Below are 20,891 nucleotides of genomic sequence, written 5' to 3' on the forward strand. Positions count from 1 at the left end.
CCGGCGCTGTGGACGCGACTTTACGCAGGCGTTTCAACCCATACAATGACGTTGCACACAATGAAACGAATTGCACCGTGAGCAATCTTCCCAAAAAACCACCCTCGCCCCTCGCCACCGCCAGGGTGCCCTCGCCTGCCAGGTCCCCGTCACCCCGCAAGACCCTGCCGCAGGAGCCCACCGAACCGGAAAACAGCGCTGCCAAAGACACGGGCGGCGGCGTGATTGCCGTCACGCGCGCACTACAGGTGCTGGAAGCCTTTGCACTGGGCGAATCCAGCCTGCCCCTGGCCGAGCTGAGCCGCCGCTGCGGCCTGCACAAGACCACCGTGCTGCGCCTGGCGCGCACGCTGGCGCAGTCGGGCTTCATGGTGCAGCGCGAGGACGGCGACTGGCGCCTGGGCCCGGCCGCAGGCTGGCTGGGGGCGCGCTACCAGGCCGGTTTTGACGTGCAGAACGTGCTGGAGCCCGCGCTGCGCGAGCTGACCCTTGCCACAGGCGAAAGCGCCGCGTTTTATGTGCGCGAAGGCAATGTGCGGACCTGCCTCGTGCGCGTGGAAGGCCCGCAGGCGCTGCGCCACCACGCACGCATGGGCGAAGGCCTGCCGCTGGACAAAGGATCGCCGGGCCGTGTGATCCTGGCGTTTTCGGGCGAGCCGGGCAAGGCCTATGAAGAGATCCGCAAAAAGGGCTACCACTGGTCGATTGGCGAGCGCGAACAGGGCGTGGCCACGGTGTCGGCGCCCGTGTTTGGCATGCACTGGCGGCTGATGGGCTCGGTGTGCATTTCGGGCCCGGCCTCGCGCCTGCCGGCCGAAAAGCTCGAAGCGCTGGCGCAGACAGTGATGGCTGCGGCCACCCAGTTGTCGTATGCGCTGGCGGGCAATTCGGCCGCGCCCGCCCAGAGTCCGGTGCGGGCGACCCACTGGCACCCTTGAGGCATCCGTGATACTTGCGGCATCCACCACAATAACCCCAGGAGACCGCCGTGAGCCGCTACCCTTTTCCCGACCTGAACACCCTGCCCGAAGACATCCGCGCACGCATCGTGGAAGTGCAGGAGAAGGCGGGCTTCATCCCCAACGTGTTCTTGGCATTTGCGCGCCGCCCGGCCGAGTGGCGAGCGTTCTTCGCGTACCACGATGCACTCATGCTGAAAGAAGAAGGCAGCCTGACCAAGGGCGAGCGCGAGATGATCGTCACTACCACCAGCGCGGCCAACCAGTGCCTGTATTGCGTGGTGGCGCACGGCGCGATCCTGCGCATCTATGAAAAGAAACCCCTCATCGCCGACCAGGTGGCCGTGAACTACCGCAAGGCCGACATCAGCCCACGCGAACGCGCGATGCTCGACTTTGCGATGAAGGTCTGCCAGCGCTCGCACGAGATCGAGGACGCCGACTTCGCTGCGCTGCACGCCCACGGCTTTGACGACGAGGACATCTGGGACATCGCGGCCATCACTGCATTCTTTGGCCTGAGCAACCGCATGGCCAGCTTTGCGGGCATGCAGCCCAACCCAGAGTTTTACTTGATGGGACGGGTGCCCAAGCAGAAGTAAGTGCCCTGGCGCAATTACTACATTTTTGATAGCTACTGGCGCTTACCCAATAAGCGCTAGAGCCCAATTTCATTCAAATTCTATCCGCAGAGACCAGCGCCCGCATCCAGTCCGGCAAGGGCGCTGCCTTCTGCTGCGGGAAGTCCACCCAGATGGTGGTGGCGCCACCTGCCGCGCAAATCACGCCGGGCTGGTCCACGCGCTCCATCGTGCCCCAGGTCTCAAACGTGGTGCGGCCCGGGTCGCTCACGTAGAGCTTGAGCAGCACGTCAGCCGGGTATTCGAGCTGCTTGTAGAAATTGCAGAACGCATTGACGATGACCGGCCCCTGCCCGCGCGGATCGGGGTTGCAGCCCACCGACACCATCCAGTCGATGCGCGCCGTCTCCAGGTACCTGAAATACACCGTGTTGTTGACATGGCCCATCGCGTCCATGTCGCCCCAGCGCACGGGGAAGCGCATTTCAAAAACCAGCTTCTTGACTTCCGGGATTTCAATCTTCATGGTTTCGCACACCCGAGGGATCAGACCCCAAAGCCGTCGTCAGCCGCAATCACCGCACCATTGATGAAATGGCTCTGGTCGCTGGCCAGCATCACCAGCAGCGCATCCAGGTCTTGCGCGTTGCCCACGCGCTTGCGGGGCAGCATGTCGATGAGCTTCTTGCCCTGCTCGGTCTGCCAGTGGTGGTGATTGATTTCCGTGTCGATGTAGCCCGGGCAGATCGCATTCACGTTGATGCCGAACCTGCCCCATTCGATGGCCATGGCCTTGGTCATCTGCACCACGGCGGCCTTGCTCATGCAATAGGCGCCGATCTGCGGCAACACCTTGAGGCCCGCCATCGAGGCAATGTTGATGATGCGCCCGCCCGTGAAGCTGCCCGGCGCCGCGCCGCGCGAGCGGGCCAGCATGCGCTTACCCACCTCTTGCGCCACAAAGAAGGCGCCCTTCACGTTGGTGTCGAAGATGAAGTCGTAGTCCTCGGGCGTCACGTCCTGGATGCGCTGCGTGGTGCTCACGCCCGAGTTGTTCACCAGAATGTCGATGGAGCCCATTTCGGTCTCGGCATGGGCCACGGCGGACTTGATGGAGTCGTGGTCGGTCACATCGAGTTCGATCACATGGGCATCACCGCCCTCGCCTTCGATGCGCGCACGCAGCTCCTTGAGCTTTTCCACGCGGCGGCTGGCCAGCACGACGCCTGCGCCCGCGCGGGCCAACGTGCGGGCAAACTGAGCGCCCAGGCCGCTGGAGGCGCCCGTGATGAAGGCCACGCGGCCGGACAAGTCGATGCTGTATGCCATTTAGAGTCTCCCTACTGATCAAAATAGAACGGTCGTTCGATTGTCCATATTCCGTGAATACAATCAGTCGCCAGACAGACAGGGCGCGGTCGGCGCTCTGTAGAAAATAATCCATTATCAAACGCCCGACGAGAAGCCCATGACCAACGAAGAAATCCTCGCCCAATACGGCCCCCGTGAATCCATGGAATACGACGTGGTGGTCGTTGGCGGCGGCCCTGGCGGCCTTGCCACTGCGATTCGCCTGAAGCAACTGGCGGCCGAAAAAGGCCAGGACGTCTCGGTCGTGGTGCTCGAAAAAGGCTCCGAGCCCGGTGCGCACATCCTGTCGGGCGCCATCATGGACCCCAAGGCGCTCACCGAGCTGATCCCCGACTGGAAAAAGCGCGGCGCCCCGCTCAACCAGCCCGTCACCGACGACGCCTACATCTTCCTGTCTGAAAAATCGGGCTTTCGCGTGCCCAACATGTTCCTGCCACCGTTTGCGCAGAACCATGGCAACTACATCATCAGCCTGGGCAACCTGACCAAGTGGCTGGGCGAGCAGGCAGAGGCCCTGGGCGTGGAAATCTTCCCCGGCTTTACCGCCGCAGAGGTCCTCTACAACGACAACGGCTCCGTCAAGGGTGTGGCCACGGGCAATCTGGGCATCGGCAAGGACGGCGAGCCCACCGAGAACTTCCAGCTCGGTATGGAGCTGCTGGGCAAATACACCGTGTTTGCCGAAGGCGCACGCGGCCACCTGGGCAAGCAGCTGATTGCCAAGTACCAGCTCGACAAGGACCGCGACCCGCAGAGCTTTGGCATTGGCGTGAAGGAACTCTGGGAAATCGACCCCAAGAAGCACCAGCCCGGCTTTGTGATGCACACCGCCGGCTGGCCCATGGAGAACGACACCTACGGCGGCGCCTTCCTGTACCACCTGGAGGGCAACAAAGTCGCCGTCGGTTTTGTGACCGGCCTGGGCTACCAGAACCCCTACCTCAGCCCGTTTGAAGAATTCCAGCGCTGGAAGACGCACCCGAACGTCCGCTATTACTTCGAAAACGAAAAAGGCGAAATCACGGCCAAGCGCCTGTCGTACGGCGCGCGCGCCATCAACGCCAGCGGCATCAACGCCCTGCCCAAGACCGTGTTCCCGGGTGGCGCACTGGTGGGCTGCAATGCGGGCTACCTGAACGTGGGCCGCATCAAGGGCAGCCACGCCGCCATCAAGACCGGCATGCTGGCCGCTGAAGCCGCCTACGACGCCGTGGTGGCTGGCCGCCAGCACGACGAGCTGACAGCCTACCCAGAAGCCTTTGAAAAGAGCTGGCTGCACACCGAACTGAACAAGGACCGCAACTTCAAGAACTGGTTCAAGTACGGCCTGACCACGGCCACGCTGATGAACGGTTTCGAACAATTTGTGCTGCGCGGCCACATCCCCTGGACGTTGCACCGCGACAAGCCCGACCACGCGTACCTCAAGCCTGCGGCCGAGTGCAAACCCATCGTCTACCCCAAGCCCGATGGCAAGCTCACGTTCGACCGCCTCTCCAGCGTGTTCATCAGCAACACCAACCATGAAGAGAACCAGCCCGCCCACCTGACGCTCAAGGACGCGAGCGTGCCGGTCAACATCAACCTGGCCAAGTACGCGGGCCCCGAGGCGCGCTATTGCCCGGCGGGCGTTTACGAGTTCGTGCCCGACACCACCAAAGGCGGTGATGCCCAGCGTCTGCAGATCAATGCGCAGAACTGCGTGCACTGCAAGACCTGCGACATCAAGGACCCCACGCAGAACATCGTGTGGGTCACCCCTGAAGGCGGCGGCGGTCCGAACTATGCAGGCATGTGAGCACCATCAAAATTCATAGCGCCTAGTGCTTGAAGGGCCTGCGCTGCAGGCCCTTTTTTATTGATGTATCTGGCACTGGCGCTCACGCGGCTGCCCGCGTGAGTTGAAACTGCCCCATCGCACCCGCCAGCCGGTTGGCCTGGTCCTTGAGGCTCTGGGCCGCTGCAGCGCCCTGCTCCACCAGCGCGGCGTTTTGCTGCGTCATGTGGTCGAGCTGGTCGACCGCCTGGCTCACCTGGCCGATCTGCGTACTCTGCTCGCTGCTGGCCTCGTTGATCTCGGACATCAGCGTGGTCACCCGCTCCACGCTCTGCACGATGTCGCCCATGGTGGAACCTGCGGTGACCACCAGCCGGGCGCCGTCACTCACCTTGTCTACGCTGGTGGAGATCAGCGCCTTGATCTCGCGCGCCGCATTGGCACTGCGCCCTGCGAGGCCCCGCACTTCGCTGGCCACCACGGCAAAGCCGCGCCCCTGTTCGCCCGCGCGGGCGGCCTCCACGGCGGCGTTCAGTGCCAGGATATTCGTCTGGAACGCAATGCCATCAATGATGCCAACGATGTCGGCGATCTTCTTGCTACTGGCGTTGATCTCTTCCATGGTCTTGACCACCTGGCTGACCACTTCGCCGCCTTTGCTGGCCACCTCGGTGGCGTTCAGCGCCAGGGCATTGGCCTGGCGCGTGCTGTCGGCATTGGCGGCCACCATCTGCGCCAGCTGCGCAATGCTGGCCGCCGTCTGCTGCAGGTTGCTGGCGGCATGCTCGGTGCGCATGCTCAGGTCAGTGTTGCCCGCTGCCACCTCCGAACTGGCCACATGGATGGATTCGCCCGAGTCACGCACCTCGGTCACCACGTAGTGCAGCGACTCGACCATCTTGTCCAGCGCCGTGAGCAGCTGGCCAATCTCGTCGGTGCGCTGGGTTTGCATGCGCACCGTCAGGTCGCCCCGCGCCACCAGGTCCGCCGCTTCGCAGGCCTGGCGCAGCGGCAGCACGATGGAGCGCCGCAGCAGCCAGCCAAACAGCGCCGACAGCGCCACCACCACCAGCACCGCCACAGCACTGACCCATTGCGCACGGGACGCGTCGGTAATCATGCTGTCACCCGCTTTCAGGGATGACTGCTCGGAGGCTGCGAGCAACTGGTCAATGGAGCGCAGGTACTGGGTCAAAGCAGCAGCGTGTTCCTGCAACTCCTTCTGGCTGATGATCTTGGCTTCGAGGGCGTTTTGCACCAGCGCATCCCGCAACACTGCATATTTCTGGCGTTGTTCCTGGGCTTCGGTCCACAGCGGCCCGGCGCTCTCGCTGGAGGACGCCTTGGCCATCGCTTCTTCAATGCGCTTGCGCATCGCGTCTTCAGCGGCGATTTGGCTGCGCATCTCAGCCACCAGCGGGAACACGTCGGACGACAACGTGGCGCGCAATGCAATCTGGCCGATATAGACAGACTGCGTTTTCCAGTCCCGCACCGTGCGCTCAATGGGCAGCTGCTCTGCAGTCAGCAGCGTAGCCTGGCGGCTGGTGTCCTGGCCCGTCAGCCAGGTGGTGGCGCCGAGCAAGGCCACCGCGAAGCCCAGAATGCCAAAGCTGGCCGCCAGCTTCTGCCCCACGCTCAGGGTGCGGCTGCGCCGCGCAGGCTCTGGGCTCTGGGCGGCAGAGTCTGTTGTGGCACGGCTGACATCCGCGTGTGCAGGTGCGGCGGAGAAGGTGGCGCCACCAGGCGCCCCGGAAGTGGCTGGCAAGTAGTTCATGAGCGTTCTCCTGGTTCATTTCCCGCACCATGCGGGGGGTGGAAACCAGTGGTGGCAAGCGCTGTGCCCAGTGTGTCCCCGCAGGTACATCGCACACAGCACATGCCCCACTGGGGTCAGCGGCCCATCACGTCACGACGTGACACATTCGCCAAAGCCGCCACCGCCGGGGGTAGCGATCTCGAACACATCGCCAGGCTCCATCAGCGCCGCGCCGATATGGCCCAGCTCTTCCACCTGGCCATTCGCACGCAGCACGCGGTTGGCACCGGGCCGGCCGGGCTGGCCGCCTGCCATGCCAAAGGCGGGGTTCAGGCGCCCGTTGGACAAAATGCTGGCCGTCATCGCCTCCAGAAAGCGCACGCGCCGCACGCCACCATCACCACCCGCCCAGCGGCCTGCCCCGCCAGACCCGCGCTGGATCTCGTAGCTGTCGAGCACCACGGGGAAGCGAAACTCCAGCACCTCGGGGTCGGTCAGGCGCGAATTGGTCATGTGCGTCTGGACCACGCTGGTGCCGTCAAACCCGCGCACCGTGCGGCCCGATGCATCGAACACCGCACCGGCACCGCTGCCGCCGGCAATGGTTTCGTAGTACTGGTACTGCGCATTGCCAAAGGTGAAGTTGTTCATGGTGGGCTGGCTGCCCGCCATCACGCCCAAAGCGCCGAACAGCGCATTGGTGATGCAGGTGGAGGTCTCCACATTGCCCGCCACCACCGAGGCCGGCGGGTTGGGGTTGAGCATGGAGCCCTGCGGGATGATGACCTGCAGGGGTTTCAAGCACCCGGCATTGAGCGGAATGTCATCGTCGACCAGCGTGCGGAACACATACAGCACCGCCGCCATGCACACAGCACGCGGGGCGTTGAAGTTGTTGGTCTGCTGCGCACTGGTGCCTGCAAAGTCGATCACCGCGCTGCGCTCGGCCACATTGACCTTGACCGACACGCTGATCTGTGCGCCGTTGTCCAGCTTCAGGGTGAACTGCCCGTCTTTGAGCTGCGTGATCACGCGGCGCACCGACTCTTCAGCGTTGTCCTGCACATGGCGCATGTAGGCCTGCACGACATCCAGGCCAAACTGCCCCACCATCTTCGAGAGTTCCTGCACACCCTTCTCGTTGGCAGCGATTTGCGCGCGCAGATCGGCCAGGTTCTGCTGGGGATTTCGGCTGGGGTATGGCGTGGTGCCGCCACCCGTCGTCAGCAGGCTGCGCACCTCTTCTTCCAGAAAGATGCCACGGTCCACCAGCTTCACGTTGTTGATCTGCACACCCTCTTCGTCGATACGCGTGGAGAACGGTGGCATCGAGCCCGGCGTGGTGCCACCGATGTCGGCATGGTGGCCCCGGCTGCCCACATAAAAGGTGGGCTCGGCGCCTTCGGCCACGTACACCGGGGTGATCACGGTCACATCGGGCAGATGGGTGCCGCCATGGTACGGGTCGTTGAGCATGTACACATCGCCCGGGTGCATCTTCCCCGCGTTCTCGCGGATCACGGTCTTGATGCTTTCGCCCATGCTGCCCAGGTGCACGGGCATGTGCGGCGCGTTGGCAATCAGGTTGCCCGTGGCATCGAAGAGCGCGCAGCTGAAGTCCAGGCGCTCCTTGATGTTGACCGAGTAGGCCGTGTTCTGCAGCTGCAACCCCATCTGCTCAGCGATGTTCATGAACAGGTTGTTGAACACCTCCAGCAGCACCGGGTCTACCGTGGTGCCTGCGGCGTACTGCACCTTGCGCGCGGTGACGCGGTCCAGCACCAGGTGATCCAGGTCGGTGAGGCGCGCAGACCAGCCGGGCTCCACCACGGTGGTGGTGTTCTTCTCGGCAATGATGGCCGGGCCTGGGATCACGTCGCCAGGGTGCAGGTCCTCGCGCACCACCAGGGCGGCATCGTGCCATGCGCTGCCCGAGTACATCTTCACCGTCTCGCGCTGTGGGTGCTTGCGGTGCGGATGCACGGGAAGGCGCGGCTCGGCGGGGGCATCGCCCGCAATCATGGCCTCGACCGACACGGCCTCCACCACCAGACCCTTGCCTACCATCAGGAAGGCAAAACGCTGGCGATAGGCAGATTCGAAAGCGGCCTGGATGCTGGCCATGTCGCCAAACGGCACCACCAGGGCCGAATCGGTGCCTTCGTAGCGCACGTGCACGTTGTGACGCACCTGCACCGGGTTGGCGCTGACCTGCTGGCGCTCCAGCTCGGCCTGGGCCGCAGAGCCCAGTACGTCCAGGCGTTCTGCAATCAGCGGCAGCGATGCGGCGGCCAGCGGCATCTCCACCGCCTGTTCGCGGATCACCGTCTGGTCCGCCAGACCCATGCCATAAGCACTGAGCACGCCCGCCAGCGGGTGCACAAACACACGCGACATGCCCAAGGCATCGGCCACCAGGCAGGCATGCTGGCCGCCCGCGCCACCAAAACACTGCAGCGTGTAGCGTGTCACGTCGTAGCCGCGTGCCACGCTGATCTTCTTGATGGCGTTGGCCATCTGCTGCACAGCGATCTGGATGAAGCCTTCGGCCACTTCTTCGGGCTTGCGCTGGGTCTGCGCAGCAATTTCTTCAAAGCGGGCACGCACCGCATCGGCGTCCAGTGTTTCGTTGGCGGCGGGGCCAAACACGCTGGGGAAGTAAAGCGGCTGCACCTTGCCCACCATCACGTTGGCATCGGTCACGGCCAGCGGGCCGCCCCGGCGGTAGCTCACCGGACCTGGGTTGGCGCCTGCGCTTTCGGGGCCCACTCGGAAGCGGGCACCGTCGTAGGCCAGCACCGAGCCACCGCCAGCCGCCACCGTGTGGATGCTCATCATGGGGGCGCGCATGCGCACACCGGCGACGTGGGTTTCGAACTCGCGCTCGAACGCACCGGCGTAGTGACTTACATCCGTGGACGTTCCGCCCATGTCAAAGCCGATGACCTTTTCATGCCCGGCCAGGCCCGCCGTGCGCGCCATGCCTACGATGCCACCTGCGGGCCCCGACAGAATCGCATCCTTGCCCTGGAAGGTACCCGCATCGGTGAGGCCCCCCGAAGACTGCATGAAGAACAGCTTGACGCCCGGCATCTCGCTGGCGACCTGCTCCACATAGCGGCGCAGGATGGGTGAGAGGTAAGCATCCACCACGGTGGTGTCGCCCCGGCTCACGAACTTCATCATGGGGCTGGTTTCGTGCGAGGTGCTGATTTGCGTGAAGCCCACCTCTTTGGCGATGCGCTGAGCCGCCTGTTCATGCTGGGTGTAGCGGTAGCCGTGCATGAACACTATGGCCACGCTGCGCAGACCACGTCCGTAGGCGGCCAGCAGGTCGCCGCGCAGGCTGGGTTCGTCCAGTGCCTGCAGCACATCGCCATGGGCGCCCACCCGTTCGCACGCTTCGATCACTTCGGTGTACAAAAGCTCGGGCAACTGGATGTGGCGATCGAACAAGCGGGGGCGGTTCTGGTAGGCAATACGCAGCGCGTCGCGAAAGCCGCGCGTGGTCACCAGCAGCGTGGGCTCGCCCTTGCGCTCCAGCAATGCGTTGGTGGCCACGGTGGTGCCCATCTTCACGCACTCCACCAGCGCGGGTGTGACGGGCTCGCCAGGCTTCAAACCCAGCAGGTGGCGGATGCCCGCCACGGCGGCGTCCTTGTACTGCTCGGGGTTTTCGGACAGCAGCTTGTGGGTGGTCAGCGAGCCATCGGGCCGCTTGGCCACGATGTCGGTGAATGTGCCCCCACGGTCAATCCAGAACTGCCAGCGGGGAATGTGGGTGGTGGGTGCAAGTTGTGTCATGGTGTGATGGTTTGCAAAGTGAAATGAAAGGGTTCGGTGCTCGCTCAGGCCGCCAGGGCCAGAGGGGAGCGGGCCGGGGAGCGCGGCGCGCGAGCCAGTGCCTCCAGCACCGCGCGCACAGAAGGAATGGAGGGCGCTGTGACCATGGCCTTGTCCGCTCCGCACCAGGGGCGGCTAAGTGCAGCGATCCAGGGCATCACGACATGGATGTCCGAGGGCGGCAGGGTCTGCATGCTGTCCACAACAATGCTCAGCTCCTGCGCCAGGCGCGAGCCCGGTGCAAAGCGCCAGTGGTACTGGCCGCAACCCAGGCGCACCGCGCGGCTGTCTTTTTCGGTCATGGCCACGAGCCAGGGGCAGTGAAACTCCGCGCACGCAGGATCGGGAGGATCGGCCAGACAGAAGCTGTACACGTTTTCATAAGTGCGGCCAAAGCGGCGTACCAGGGTTTCGGCAATGGCGTCGCGGCCGTGGGCCACCGGCGGAAAGTCCATGTCGCCCTGCCGCACGTCCATGCGCAGCAGCGCGCCGCCGGCAAAGGCCCGCTCGATCAGGTGAGGCCGGTTGCCATCCTTGGCCAGCAGATACATCTCGATGGTGTCTGAAGGGGTTTGCATGGTGATTCCTTGGTGATGCCAACAATGCAATGGCCTAGCGCTGCGTGTAATACGGGATGAAGAGCTGGTTGGCCTCGCTCCCCACGGACCGCACCCATTCGCGGGAAAACCGTTCACCCAGGCGTTTGAGTTCGGAGTCCAGCACCGCGGTGGGGGGCTCGACCTTGATACCTTTGCGCTGCAGTTCGATCACCGACTCCTCGGCCACGGCGGCGCTCATCGCCCAGCCCCGTTTTTCGGCGTCTGCTGCAGCCTGGCTCACGGCCTGGCGCACCGGGGCGGGCAGTGCGTCAAACGCCTGCTGGTTCACAAAGACGATGTTCTTGGGGAACCAGGCGTTGATACCGTAGTACTGCTTGATCTGGCCCCAGACCTGGTTTTCCACCCCGGTCAGGGCCGATGTGATCATCGAATCCAGCTTTCCAGCCGCCAGGGCCTGGTTGACCTCGACCATGGGCACATCCACGGGCGTGGCGCCCAGCAGCTCGGCAATACGCACCGTGCCCGGGTTGTAGGTGCGCATGCGGGTGCCCTTGAAATCCACCGACGAACGCACCGGGACCGTGGTGAACAGCCCCTGCGGAGGCCACGGCACGGCGTACAAGGCTTTGAGCCCCTTGCGCGCCATGTGCACTTCGATCAACGGTCGCTGCACATCCCACATGCGCCGTGCGTCGGCATAACTACGGACCACGAAAGGCACGGAATCGCCACCTGCCATGGGGATCTCGCGCACCAGGCTCGTCATGATGGTTTCGCCCGCCTGGGCCTTGCCGTCCTGCACCGCCTGAGGAATCTCCGCCAGTTTGAACAAGGCGTTGTTGGCATGCACTTCAATGCGCAATGCACCGGCTGAAGCACGCTCCACGTCCTGCGCAAACTGGACGATATTGCGCGTGTGGAACGACTCCGCCCGGTAGCCCGTGGCCAGCTTCCACTGGGTCTGGGCGTGCAGCACCGGTGCCACGGCGAGCGCGGCCAACAACACGATGGTCTTCATGGTGAGCTCCTGTACGGACTTTTCGGCGAGGGGTGCTGCGGGGTCAGCCCTGCATCTGGCGTGGCAGCCAGAGCACGACGTCGGGCACGAAATACGTCAGGATGACCGCAACGATCATCAGTGCGAACAAAGGCAGTGCAGTGCGGGCGATCCAGGTAACTTCGCGGCGCGTCATGCCCTGCAGCACAAAGAGGTTGAAGCCCACCGGCGGCGTGATCTGCGCCATCTCCACCACCAACACGATGAAGATGCCGAACCACACCAGGTCAAAGCCTGCAGCCTCCACCGTGGGCAGCAGCACCGCGATGGTCAGCACCACCATGGAGATGCCATCCAGGAAGCAGCCCAGCAGGATGAAAAACACGATGAGCAGCAGCATCAGCGCAAAGGGCGACAGGTGCAGGGCGCCGATGAACTCGGCCAGGTGGCGTGGCAGGCCGATGAAGCCCATGGCCAGTGTGAGGAAGGCGGCGCCCGCCAGAATGAGGCCAATCATGCAGTACACGCGGCAGGCAGCGACCAGCCCGTCCTTGAAGCGCGCCCAATCGAGTGATCCCTCGATCTTCGCCAGGATCAGCGACCCGCCCACACCCAGCGCCGCGGCCTCGGTGGCGGTGGCAATACCGCTGTAGATGGCGCCCAGCACCACCACGATGAGCGACACCACAGGAATCAGGTGGCGCGACGCATAGAGCTTCTGCACAAAGCTCAGGCGGGCATCGGGCGCTGGCACCTTGTCCTTGTTGAACAAGGCCCACACGACGATGTAGCCCATGAACAGCGCCGCCAGCATCAGGCCTGGAATCACGCCGGCCAGGAACAGCTTGGAGATCGACACATTGGCCGCCACGCCATAGACGATCATGATGATCGACGGCGGGATCAGCAGGCCCAGCGTGCCTGCGCCAGCCAGTGTGCCCACCGAGATGTCTTCGGGATAGCCACGCTGCTTGAGTTCGGGCAGCGTGATCTTGCCGATGGTCGCGCAAGTGGCCGCCGATGAGCCCGAGATGGCAGCGAAGATGGTGCAGCCCACCACGTTCACATGCAACAGGCGGCCGGGCAGACGGTCCAGCCAGGGCGCCAGGCCTTTGAACATGCTGCTCGACAGCTTGCTGCGAAACAGTATCTCGCCCATCCAGAGGAATAGCGGCAAAGCCGTGAGCGTCCAGCTGGAGGTAGACCCCCAGATGGTCAGCATCATGCTGTCACCCACGGGGCGGCTGGTAAAAAGCTCCATACCGACCAGCGCCACCGCAAGCAGTGACAGGCCGATCCACAAACCCGAACCGAGCACTGCAAAGAGCACCACGATCAGGCCAAAGGCAATGATGACGTCCATGTTGATTTCTCCTGCGGGGGTTACTCGGAACGGGCCGATTCAGACACGGCCATGAAGGCCACGCCCTGAAAGCGCAGGATGAGCGCATGGGCAAACGACAGCGCAAAGCCGATGCAGCCCATGGCCATGCTGATCTGAGGAATCCACAGCGGCGAAGCATCGGCCGCAGGCGAAATGTCGTGCGTGACGTAGGAAATCCACACCGAGCGCACTGCGTAGCAGGCGATATAGGCCGTGAGCACCAGTGCACTGGACAGGCAGAACCATTCAAAGGCGCCGCGCCAGCGTGACGGCAGCCGGTCGAGCAACAGGGTCACCCGGATGTGGTCTCCGTTTTGCAATGTGCCGGGCAAGGCAAAGAACAGCGCTGCGGCGATGGCGTAGCCTGCATACGCGTCGAGACCGTCGATGTTGACGTGAATGACCTCGCGGGCAAACACGCCCAGCGTGACTGCAGCGAACGCAGCCAGCATGGACAGGCCGGACAGCAACATCAGCAGCCTGTAGAAATTTCGGACGAGTTTGTCCATGGCGTACTCCGGTAACGCTTGAAAAAAATGAGAGGGAGTGGCGACGAAAAAACTGGGCAGCATGCGCCTGTGCTACCCCGGCCCCACTGCGGGGGCCCGGAAAACGACGATTACTTCTTGCGGTAGGCGTCGATGATGGCCTGTCCCTCAGGCCCGGCAGACTTGATCCAGTCGGCCGTCATGGACTCGCCAATGCTTGCCAGCTCCTTCTTGATGCTTTCGCTGGGCTCGGCCACGGTCATGCCTTTGGCGCCGAGCTCTTTGATGAACTCCTTGTCCACACGCTCGCTCGTGGCCCAGCCGCGCTCTTCGGCGGCTGCCGCTGCCTTCAGCACGGCGTCCTGCAAAGGCTTGTCGAGGGCATCAAACGCCTTCTGGTTCACCACGGTGGCATTGCGCGGAAGCCATGCGCTGACGGGATAGAAGTGCTTCACCTGCTCATACAGCTTGGATTCCACGCCGCTGGCACTGGACGTCAGGAAGTTCTGCACGGTGTTGGTAGCCAGGGCCTGGCCCAGCTCCGACAGCTGGATCGTCACCGGCTGCGCCTTAAGCAGTTGCGCAATGCGCGTGGTGGCGGGGTTGTAGGCACGCATCTTGGTGCCTGCAAAGTCCGCTGGCGTACTCACGGGCTTGAGCGAGTAGAGCGACTGGCCGGGCCACGGCACGCTGAACAGCACCTTCACGCCTTGGGATGCGAGCAATTTCTCTTGCGAAGGCTTGGCGGCCAGATACAGGCGTTTGGAATCCGCATAGCTCGTGGCCAGGAACGGAATCGAGTCCACACCAAACAGCGGGTTCTCGTTGGATGCGCCCGAGAGAATGAACTCGGCCGAAGGCACCTGCCCGGTTTGCACCGCACGCTTGATTTCGTTGGCCTTGTACAGCGAGCCACCGGGGTGCAACACGATCTTGAGCTTGCCGCCCGTGAGCTGATCCACCTCGTTGGCGAACTGCTGCACGTTCTGCGTCTGGAAGCTGTTGGCGCCATAACCCGTGGGCAGGTCCCACTTGATCTGGGCCTGGGCGGCGCAGACGCTGAGGACTGCGGACAAACAAATTGTGATTTTCTTCATGGTGGAACTCCTTGTTGAAAGCGGATCAGAAACTGGCGAGCTGGTGGTTGAGAAGGTCGGTGACCAGCATGCAGCCCGGTGCATGCGTGATGCAGAACGCGGGTTGGGCATTCAAGATGGCCGATTGCGGGGTGACGCCGCAGGCCCAGAAAACAGGGATTTCGCCCGGCATCAGCGCTACGGCGTCCCCGTAGTCGGGATGGGCCAGATCAGCGATGCCGATCAGGGCCGGGTCACCGATGTGCACAGGCGCTCCATGCACGTTGGGAAAGCGAGAAGTGACTTGCACGGCGCGGATCACATCCGCTGCGGGCATGGGACGCATGGTCACCACCATGGCGCCGCCAAAAGGGCCGGCCGGCTCGGTTTGCACGTTGGTGCGGAACATAGCCACGTTCTTGCCTTCGTCGATGTGGCGCAGGCGGATGCCTGCCTCGATCAATGCGGACTCGAACGAAAACGAACAGCCCAGGATGAAGGTGACCAGGTCCGGCCGCCAGAGGCTGGCAATGTCCGCCACCTCCTCCGACATTTCACCGTGGCGCCAGATGCGGTACAGCGGCACATCACTGCGGATGTCGATGTCCTTGCCCAGCGAAGGCAGGGTGAACTGGCCGGGCTCGCTGACCGCCAGCACGGGGCAAGGCTTGGGATTGCGCTGGCAGAACCGCAGAAAGTCACTGGCAAGCACCTCGGGCAGGATGACCACGTTGCCTTGCACATGGCCGTCTGCGAGACCGCTGGTGTGCGATGTCCACAGGCCCTTGCGGATGGTGTCGCGGACGTGGTTCGGATTGCTGGTGCCCTCAGGGCCAAACACCGCGAGCGAATTTTCTTGAGCTAAGTCCACCGTATTTCCTTGCATTGAGAAAAGTCAATTGCATGACGTTGGACGGATTGTGTTGGGGTGTAACTGCGCTGGCAAATTCAAAAAATTTCTCTTAGCTCATCGATTTTTCCGATGCACTTCATTGGGGCGAAGCAAACCAATTTGGTGCTCAGGGTTAACCCTTGAACTTCTATTTAGGGTTAACCCGGACCCTAGAAAGGAGAATTTGCACAAGCGCAGCCGCACCGAACTGCGCATGTCGCTTCAATGCGAAATTCTCGGGGCTGCGCCGCAAACGCAGACACTGCAGCCGCAGTGCGCGCAGCGGAAAAGGAGCGTGCGTGGTCCCCGCGCTCAGGCGCGGGCCTTGCGGGGCTTGGGCTCTGGGGGTTGCTGCGCTTCGATGAAGCTGAGCGCCGAACGCACGATCGCCTCCATCGCGGGCGAAGACGGGTCTTCGCGGTAGCTCACGTGAATGGGCAGCGGACGCAGCGCAATGTCGCAGGCCAGCGCACGAAGATCCGGGAATGCCAGCATCCTCTGCACCGCCAGGCGCGGCAGCGTGGCAACGCCAAAACCGCCCTGCACCAGCTGCACCATGGCAGAGATTGAGGAAATGGTGTGCACGCAGCGCGGCTCCACCTGCGCCTGGCGCAGCGTGTCCAACAGGTACACATGGGGCTGAGAACCGCGCTGAAAGGTCAGGATGTCGGTGCCGGCAAAATCTTCCGATGCATAGCGCCGCTTGCGGTGGATCTTGCTGTTGCCGACGAACACCATCTCCATCGGCGTCAGCGCCTGGCTGCGAATGCCTTCTGCCGATGCGGGCAAGGCCGCAAACACTGCATCCAGCGTGCCCCGGCGGATCTGATCCAGCAGCACCGGCGTGGATTCGACCGCGAGTTCCAGCTCCAGCAGCGGGTTGTCCTTGCGCAGTTGTTCCACCCAGGGGATGAGCCACGAGTGGAGTACCGACTCAATGGCGCCCAGGCGAATCGACACTTCCAGCGGGCCGCCCGAGCCCATCTCGGCCTTGAGCTGGCGTTGCAGCTCCAGCATCCGCTTGGCGTACGTCAGAAAGCGCGTGCCCGCCACTGTGAGTTTGAAATGTTTGTCGCGCCGGTCCAGCAGCAGCACGCCCAGTTCTTCCTCCAGCGCCGCCACGCGACTTGACATGGCCGACTGCGTCAGAAAGAGCTTTTCCGCTGCGCGCGTCACGCTCTTGAGGGAGGCCACCCAGTAAAAGGCTTCGACAAAACGCAGGTTCATGGTGGTGGTTCTCCGGCCTTGCTGGCACGTTGCAAGCTCCTTGGCGGTGCACCGTGGTGGTGCAACATCCCCCAAGCCAGCGCCGAAAGGCGTGGCCATTCTGCCGTTGATCCGCGTGTTCCACAGCCTTTGAACCGCAAAAACAGAGCATCGCCGGGTTTCCTCGATGCCTGCGCAATGGAATTGCGACCGGATGCAAATGCTATCAAAACAATAGCTATTTACGCTTTACAGATAAGCGCTAGAGTCCATTTTCATTCAAACTCATGCGACAAACAGGGGCAGATCGGCCTTTTTGAGCGTGCGCAGCACGAAGCTGGAGCGGCTGTGCCGGATGCCTTTGATCTTGTAGAGCTTCTCACGCAGCAAGCGCTCGTAGTCGCGCGTGTCCTTCACGACGATGCGCAGCAGGTAGTCGTAGTCGCCCGACACCAGGTGCGCCTCGATCACCTCCGGAATGCTGGCGAGTGTTTCGCCAAATTTTTCGAGCGTGTTGTCGGAATGGCTGTCGAGCGTGACCTGCACCAGCACTGTGTCGGCCAGGTCCAGCAACTGCGGGTTGATGCGCACGGTATAGCCCTGGATCACACCCGCCTCTTCCATCTTCTTGATGCGGCCCCAGCAGGGCGATGCGCTCAGGCCCACGGCCTGCCCGATCTCTTGCAGGCTGGCGCGGGCGTTGCCCTGCAGCACAGCGAGAATTTTTCTATCCAGTCGATCCATCGGCTGGATTATTCACCAATCTTCGCCAACACAGAAAATTATTCTGCGATTCACTCCATTTGAAGCGAATTCAGCAAATTCATCTTATCCGCCCCACGCATACTTCTTCCATCAAGGCGCTCTTACCGGAGCGCACAAACTGACAAGGCCCCGGCTGGTTACCGCCAGCACGGGGCCCTTGGCATTTTTTGGCGTCGCCCATGGCCAACATAAGCGCCTTGGCTAGCGCCCTGGTGGGTAGTTAATAAGCACGCTTACCAGCACAAACCCCGATGCCTGCGCCGATGCTGCACCGCCATAATTTGGCAGAGGCTGGGGTCCGCTCTGCAAGGAGCAACCGTGCATCCCCACCAACCCAGCCCACCATTAACAGGAGACAGCATGCAACTGACCAAACTCGTCGTCGGCCTGAGCCTTGCGCTCGGCTTTGTGGCCACCGCTGCCGCGCAGACCACCATGCGCATCAGCATCTCGACAGCCCAGAATTCCCACCAGGGGATTGCCATCGACACGTTTGCCAAGGAAGTCGAAAAGCGCACGGCCGGCCGCTACAAGGTACAGACGTTCTACAACGGCGCCCTGGGTGGCGAGCGCGAATCGATTGAAGCCGTGCAGCTGGGCACGCAAGAGCTGGCCTTCAGCTCCACCGGCCCCGTGCCCAACTTTGTGCCCGAAGCGCGCATCTTTGACGTGCCCTTCCTGTTCCGCGACAAGGCCCATGCGCGAGCGGTGCTGGATGGCCCCATCGGCCAGGAGATGCTGACCAAGTTCGATAGCAAGGGCTTCAAGGCCCTGGCCTGGGCCGAGAACGGCTTTCGCCACATGACGAACAGCAAGCGCTCGGTGAACACGCCTGAAGACCTCAAGGGCCTGAAGATGCGCACCATGGAAAACCCCGTGCACATCGCCGCGTACAAGGGCTTCGGCATCATCACCACGCCCATGGCCTTCCCCGAAGTGTTCACCGCCCTGCAGCAAGGCACCGTGGACGGCCAGGAGAACCCGCTGCCCGTGATCATCTCGGCCAAGTTCGACCAGGTGCAAAAGCACCTGACGTTGACCGGCCACGTGTATTCGCCTGCCATCTTCGTGATGAACAAGGCCTCGTTCGACAAGCTCTCGGCCGCCGACAAGCAGGCCTTCATCGACGCCGCCAAGGAAGGCACCAAGGCCAACCGTGCACGCGTGGATGAAGACGACGCCAAGGGCGTGGCCGACCTGCGCGCCAAAGGCATGACGGTGGTGGACAATCCGGACAAGTCCAAGTTTGTGGCGGCGCTGGCGCCTGTGAACGCCGAGTTTGAAAAACAGTTTGGCAAGGCCACCCTGGACAAGATCCGCGACGTCAAGTAGTTGCATGCGCATCAGCTACTATATTTTTAGTAGCACACAACGCCCGTAGAATAAGCGCTACGGGCGTTTTTTATCTTCAATCTGATTCTCTCCACCGAATCATCTGAACCCATGGCGTTGTCCGCCCCATGAAAAAAGCTTTTCTGATGTTTGAACGCGGGGCCACGTTTGCAGCGTTGCTCGGCGCGTGCGCCATGCTGGTCATTGCCGCATCGCTGGGCATGTTCCAGATCGTGACCCGCTTTGTGCTGGAGCAGCCCGCCGAGTGGACTGAAGTGCTGATCCGTTTCAGCCTGATCTGGATGGTGTTCCTGGCCATCCCCAGCGCGTTCCGCCAGGGCGCGATGGTCAGCGTGGATGTGCTGTACCGCTGGAGCCCCCCGCGCGTGCGCCGGGTGCTGGACTATGTCGTGGCAGTGGCGGCGCTGGCACTGATTGGCGTGATCGTGTGGTGGGGCTGGGACTATGCCCAACGCGGCGGCGTGCAGTCGATGGCGGGGCTCGAATCCGTCTCCATGTTCTGGGCCTACGTGGCCATGCCGGTGGGTGGCGTGTTCAGCGCCATTGGCATCGTCGGCAACCTGCTAGACCCTCAACGCCTTGAGCTGGAGACCGCGCAATGACGCCCGTCATGATCACCACCATGGTGCTGTGTTTTGCACTCACTGTGTCCGTGGCCGTTTCCATCGGCCTGGCCTCCATCCTGGGCATCCAGGTAGCCAATGCCAACATGCTGATCTCTGTGAAGGAGATGTTTGGCTCCATCAACAAATTTCCGCTGGCCGCCATTCCGTTCTTCATCCTCGCGGGCAACCTGATGGAAACGGGCGGCATATCCCGCCGCCTGGTGGAGTTTGCCAAGAGCATCGTGGGCGGCGTGCAGGGTGGCCTGCCCATGACCTGCGTGCTGACCTGCATGATCTTTGCGGCCGTGTCGGGCTCGTCGGTGGCCACCACATTTGCCATTGGCGCCATCCTGATCCCCGCGCTCATCAAGCATGGCTACCCCACGAGCTACGCCGCATCCCTGCAAGCCACCAGCGCCGAGCTGGGCGTGATCATCCCGCCCTCCATCCCCATGATCCTGTATGGCGTGAGCGCCGAAGTGTCGATTGGCGAGCTGTTCATCGCCGGCTTTGGCCCGGGGCTGCTGATCAGTGGCGCGCTGATGCTTTTTGTCTGGGCGTACTGCAAGTACAAGGGCTGGGGCAAGAACGACGGCGACGGCCGCATGCCTCTTGGCAAGGCCACGCTGCAGGCGGGCTGGGCGCTGCTGATGCCGGTGATCATCCTTGGCGGCATCTACGGTGGCGTATTCACCCCCACTGAAGCATCGGCCGTGGCGGTGTTCTACGCATTGATTGTGGGGGTGGTGATATACCGCGAGATCCGGCTCAAGGACCTGTTTGCCATCCTGCGCAAATCGGCCATCTCGTCCGCAGTGATCATGTTCATCATTGCCAATGCGGGCCTGTTCGCCTTCCTCATCACCCGTGCTGGCGTGCCGGATGCCATTGGCCGCTGGCTGGAGGCGGTGCTGCAATCCCCCACCCTCTTCCTGCTCGGGGTGAACGCGGCGCTGTTCGTGATCGGCATGTTCATCGAGACCAGTGCCGCCATCATTGTTCTGGCACCCATCCTGGCTCCCGTGGCCATCCACTTTGGTGTGGACCCGGTGCACTTTGGCCTGATCATGGTAGTGAACCTGGCCATGGGCATGATCACGCCGCCGTTTGGCGTGAACCTGTTTGCAGCCTGCACCGTGGCGCGAATATCGCTGGACCGCATCGTCGGGCACCTGATTCCGTTTGTGCTTGTCATCATGGCTTGCCTGATGGTGGTGACCTATGTGCCGCAGTTGTCGCTGGGTTTGCGCGATCTGGTCTACGCAAAGTAGTTAG

18 protein-coding genes are annotated in these 20,891 nt (G+C 62.8%); 6 read left to right on the forward strand and 12 right to left on the reverse strand.

The window, feature by feature from the left end; all coding sequences use genetic code 11:
* Positions 1-164: 164 nt before the first annotated feature.
* Positions 165-938 carry an IclR family transcriptional regulator gene (locus NFX52_RS01375; RefSeq protein WP_055402421.1) on the forward strand — a complete coding sequence of 258 codons (774 nt, stop codon included), beginning with the start codon at positions 165-167 and terminating at the stop codon, positions 936-938.
* A 50-nt stretch (positions 939-988) separates the two neighbouring features.
* A complete protein-coding gene (locus NFX52_RS01380) occupies positions 989-1,561 on the forward strand; it encodes a peroxidase-related enzyme (RefSeq protein WP_055402394.1) in 573 nt (190 codons plus the stop codon).
* 73 nt (positions 1,562-1,634) lie between these two features.
* Here the strand turns inward: NFX52_RS01380 and NFX52_RS01385 are convergent, their stop codons facing one another.
* Together NFX52_RS01385 and NFX52_RS01390 are read right to left on the reverse strand one after the other, a co-directional pair.
* Complete coding sequence (locus tag NFX52_RS01385) at positions 1,635-2,066, reverse strand: acyl-CoA thioesterase (RefSeq protein WP_055402419.1); 432 nt, start codon at positions 2,064-2,066, stop codon at positions 1,635-1,637.
* 20 nt (positions 2,067-2,086) lie between these two features.
* The gene (locus NFX52_RS01390) at positions 2,087-2,869 is read right to left on the reverse strand and encodes an SDR family oxidoreductase (RefSeq protein WP_055402392.1); all 783 of its coding nucleotides are present in this window, start codon (positions 2,867-2,869) and stop codon (positions 2,087-2,089) included.
* A 139-nt stretch (positions 2,870-3,008) separates the two neighbouring features.
* Between NFX52_RS01390 and NFX52_RS01395 the strand changes: the two genes are divergently transcribed.
* Entirely contained in the window at positions 3,009-4,709 is a 1,701-nt protein-coding gene (locus NFX52_RS01395) for an electron transfer flavoprotein-ubiquinone oxidoreductase (protein ID WP_055402390.1), read from the forward strand.
* Positions 4,710-4,791: 82 nt separating this feature from the next.
* On the opposite strand, the gene NFX52_RS01400 is transcribed toward NFX52_RS01395, so the two are convergent.
* The 10 genes from NFX52_RS01400 to NFX52_RS01445 all read right to left on the reverse strand — a co-directional run bounded on the left by NFX52_RS01400 (position 4,792) and on the right by NFX52_RS01445 (position 17,637).
* Positions 4,792-6,465 carry a methyl-accepting chemotaxis protein gene (locus tag NFX52_RS01400; RefSeq protein ID WP_055402389.1) on the reverse strand — a complete coding sequence of 558 codons (1,674 nt, stop codon included), beginning with the start codon at positions 6,463-6,465 and terminating at the stop codon, positions 4,792-4,794.
* A 132-nt stretch (positions 6,466-6,597) separates the two neighbouring features.
* The gene (locus NFX52_RS01405) at positions 6,598-10,251 is read right to left on the reverse strand and encodes a hydantoinase B/oxoprolinase family protein (protein ID WP_055402387.1); all 3,654 of its coding nucleotides are present in this window, start codon (positions 10,249-10,251) and stop codon (positions 6,598-6,600) included.
* Between the two features lie 44 nt (positions 10,252-10,295).
* A complete protein-coding gene (locus NFX52_RS01410; protein ID WP_055402385.1) occupies positions 10,296-10,868 on the reverse strand; it encodes a hypothetical protein in 573 nt (190 codons plus the stop codon).
* A gap of 34 nt (positions 10,869-10,902) precedes the next feature.
* Positions 10,903-11,868 carry a TRAP transporter substrate-binding protein gene (locus NFX52_RS01415; protein ID WP_055402383.1) on the reverse strand — a complete coding sequence of 322 codons (966 nt, stop codon included), beginning with the start codon at positions 11,866-11,868 and terminating at the stop codon, positions 10,903-10,905.
* A 43-nt stretch (positions 11,869-11,911) separates the two neighbouring features.
* Positions 11,912-13,210, reverse strand: coding sequence for a TRAP transporter large permease (locus NFX52_RS01420; protein ID WP_055402381.1), 1,299 nt, complete (start codon positions 13,208-13,210; stop codon positions 11,912-11,914).
* Between the two features lie 20 nt (positions 13,211-13,230).
* Positions 13,231-13,740 (reverse strand): TRAP transporter small permease, encoded by a 510-nt coding sequence (locus NFX52_RS01425; RefSeq protein ID WP_055402379.1) that lies wholly within the window; start codon positions 13,738-13,740, stop codon positions 13,231-13,233.
* A 110-nt stretch (positions 13,741-13,850) separates the two neighbouring features.
* Positions 13,851-14,816, reverse strand: coding sequence for a TRAP transporter substrate-binding protein (locus NFX52_RS01430; protein ID WP_055402377.1), 966 nt, complete (start codon positions 14,814-14,816; stop codon positions 13,851-13,853).
* Positions 14,817-14,841: 25 nt separating this feature from the next.
* Positions 14,842-15,681: a putative hydro-lyase gene (locus NFX52_RS01435; RefSeq protein ID WP_255577604.1), complete on the reverse strand. Its 840-nt coding sequence runs from the start codon at positions 15,679-15,681 to the stop codon at positions 14,842-14,844.
* A 318-nt stretch (positions 15,682-15,999) separates the two neighbouring features.
* Entirely contained in the window at positions 16,000-16,914 is a 915-nt protein-coding gene (locus NFX52_RS01440; protein WP_252635357.1) for a LysR family transcriptional regulator, read from the reverse strand.
* A 264-nt stretch (positions 16,915-17,178) separates the two neighbouring features.
* The gene (locus tag NFX52_RS01445; RefSeq protein WP_055402372.1) at positions 17,179-17,637 is read right to left on the reverse strand and encodes an Lrp/AsnC family transcriptional regulator; all 459 of its coding nucleotides are present in this window, start codon (positions 17,635-17,637) and stop codon (positions 17,179-17,181) included.
* 381 nt (positions 17,638-18,018) lie between these two features.
* Between NFX52_RS01445 and NFX52_RS01450 the strand changes: the two genes are divergently transcribed.
* The 3 genes from NFX52_RS01450 (at position 18,019) to NFX52_RS01460 (ending at position 20,887) form a co-directional block, all read left to right on the forward strand.
* Positions 18,019-18,990: a TRAP transporter substrate-binding protein gene (locus NFX52_RS01450; RefSeq protein ID WP_121419952.1), complete on the forward strand. Its 972-nt coding sequence runs from the start codon at positions 18,019-18,021 to the stop codon at positions 18,988-18,990.
* Between the two features lie 128 nt (positions 18,991-19,118).
* Positions 19,119-19,613 carry a TRAP transporter small permease gene (locus tag NFX52_RS01455; protein ID WP_055397396.1) on the forward strand — a complete coding sequence of 165 codons (495 nt, stop codon included), beginning with the start codon at positions 19,119-19,121 and terminating at the stop codon, positions 19,611-19,613.
* On the forward strand, positions 19,610-20,887 hold the full coding sequence (locus NFX52_RS01460) for a TRAP transporter large permease (protein ID WP_055397398.1): 1,278 nt from the start codon (positions 19,610-19,612) through the stop codon (positions 20,885-20,887). Before NFX52_RS01455 ends, NFX52_RS01460 begins: the two co-directional genes overlap by 4 nt.
* Positions 20,888-20,891 lie beyond the last annotated feature (4 nt).

The organism is Acidovorax facilis (assembly GCF_023913775.1).
Classification (GTDB): Bacteria; Pseudomonadota; Gammaproteobacteria; order Burkholderiales; family Burkholderiaceae_C; genus Acidovorax; species Acidovorax facilis.

Excerpts from the sequence above, each read along its gene's own strand:
- NFX52_RS01435 (WP_255577604.1), bottom strand. The coding sequence starts at position 15,681 with ATGCAAGGAAATACGGTGGACTTAGCTCAAGAAAATTCGCTCGCGGTG.
- NFX52_RS01415 (WP_055402383.1), bottom strand. The coding sequence starts at position 11,868 with ATGAAGACCATCGTGTTGTTGGCCGCGCTCGCCGTGGCACCGGTGCTG.
- NFX52_RS01440 (WP_252635357.1), bottom strand. The coding sequence starts at position 16,914 with ATGAACCTGCGTTTTGTCGAAGCCTTTTACTGGGTGGCCTCCCTCAAG.
- NFX52_RS01410 (WP_055402385.1), bottom strand. The coding sequence starts at position 10,868 with ATGCAAACCCCTTCAGACACCATCGAGATGTATCTGCTGGCCAAGGAT.
- NFX52_RS01425 (WP_055402379.1), bottom strand. The coding sequence starts at position 13,740 with ATGGACAAACTCGTCCGAAATTTCTACAGGCTGCTGATGTTGCTGTCC.
- NFX52_RS01400 (WP_055402389.1), bottom strand. The coding sequence starts at position 6,465 with ATGAACTACTTGCCAGCCACTTCCGGGGCGCCTGGTGGCGCCACCTTC.
- NFX52_RS01385 (WP_055402419.1), bottom strand. The coding sequence starts at position 2,066 with ATGAAGATTGAAATCCCGGAAGTCAAGAAGCTGGTTTTTGAAATGCGC.
- NFX52_RS01390 (WP_055402392.1), bottom strand. The coding sequence starts at position 2,869 with ATGGCATACAGCATCGACTTGTCCGGCCGCGTGGCCTTCATCACGGGC.
- NFX52_RS01420 (WP_055402381.1), bottom strand. The coding sequence starts at position 13,210 with ATGGACGTCATCATTGCCTTTGGCCTGATCGTGGTGCTCTTTGCAGTG.
- NFX52_RS01455 (WP_055397396.1), top strand. The coding sequence starts at position 19,119 with ATGAAAAAAGCTTTTCTGATGTTTGAACGCGGGGCCACGTTTGCAGCG.
- NFX52_RS01405 (WP_055402387.1), bottom strand. The coding sequence starts at position 10,251 with ATGACACAACTTGCACCCACCACCCACATTCCCCGCTGGCAGTTCTGG.
- NFX52_RS01450 (WP_121419952.1), top strand. The coding sequence starts at position 18,019 with ATGCAACTGACCAAACTCGTCGTCGGCCTGAGCCTTGCGCTCGGCTTT.
- NFX52_RS01395 (WP_055402390.1), top strand. The coding sequence starts at position 3,009 with ATGACCAACGAAGAAATCCTCGCCCAATACGGCCCCCGTGAATCCATG.
- NFX52_RS01430 (WP_055402377.1), bottom strand. The coding sequence starts at position 14,816 with ATGAAGAAAATCACAATTTGTTTGTCCGCAGTCCTCAGCGTCTGCGCC.
- NFX52_RS01460 (WP_055397398.1), top strand. The coding sequence starts at position 19,610 with ATGACGCCCGTCATGATCACCACCATGGTGCTGTGTTTTGCACTCACT.
- NFX52_RS01445 (WP_055402372.1), bottom strand. The coding sequence starts at position 17,637 with ATGGATCGACTGGATAGAAAAATTCTCGCTGTGCTGCAGGGCAACGCC.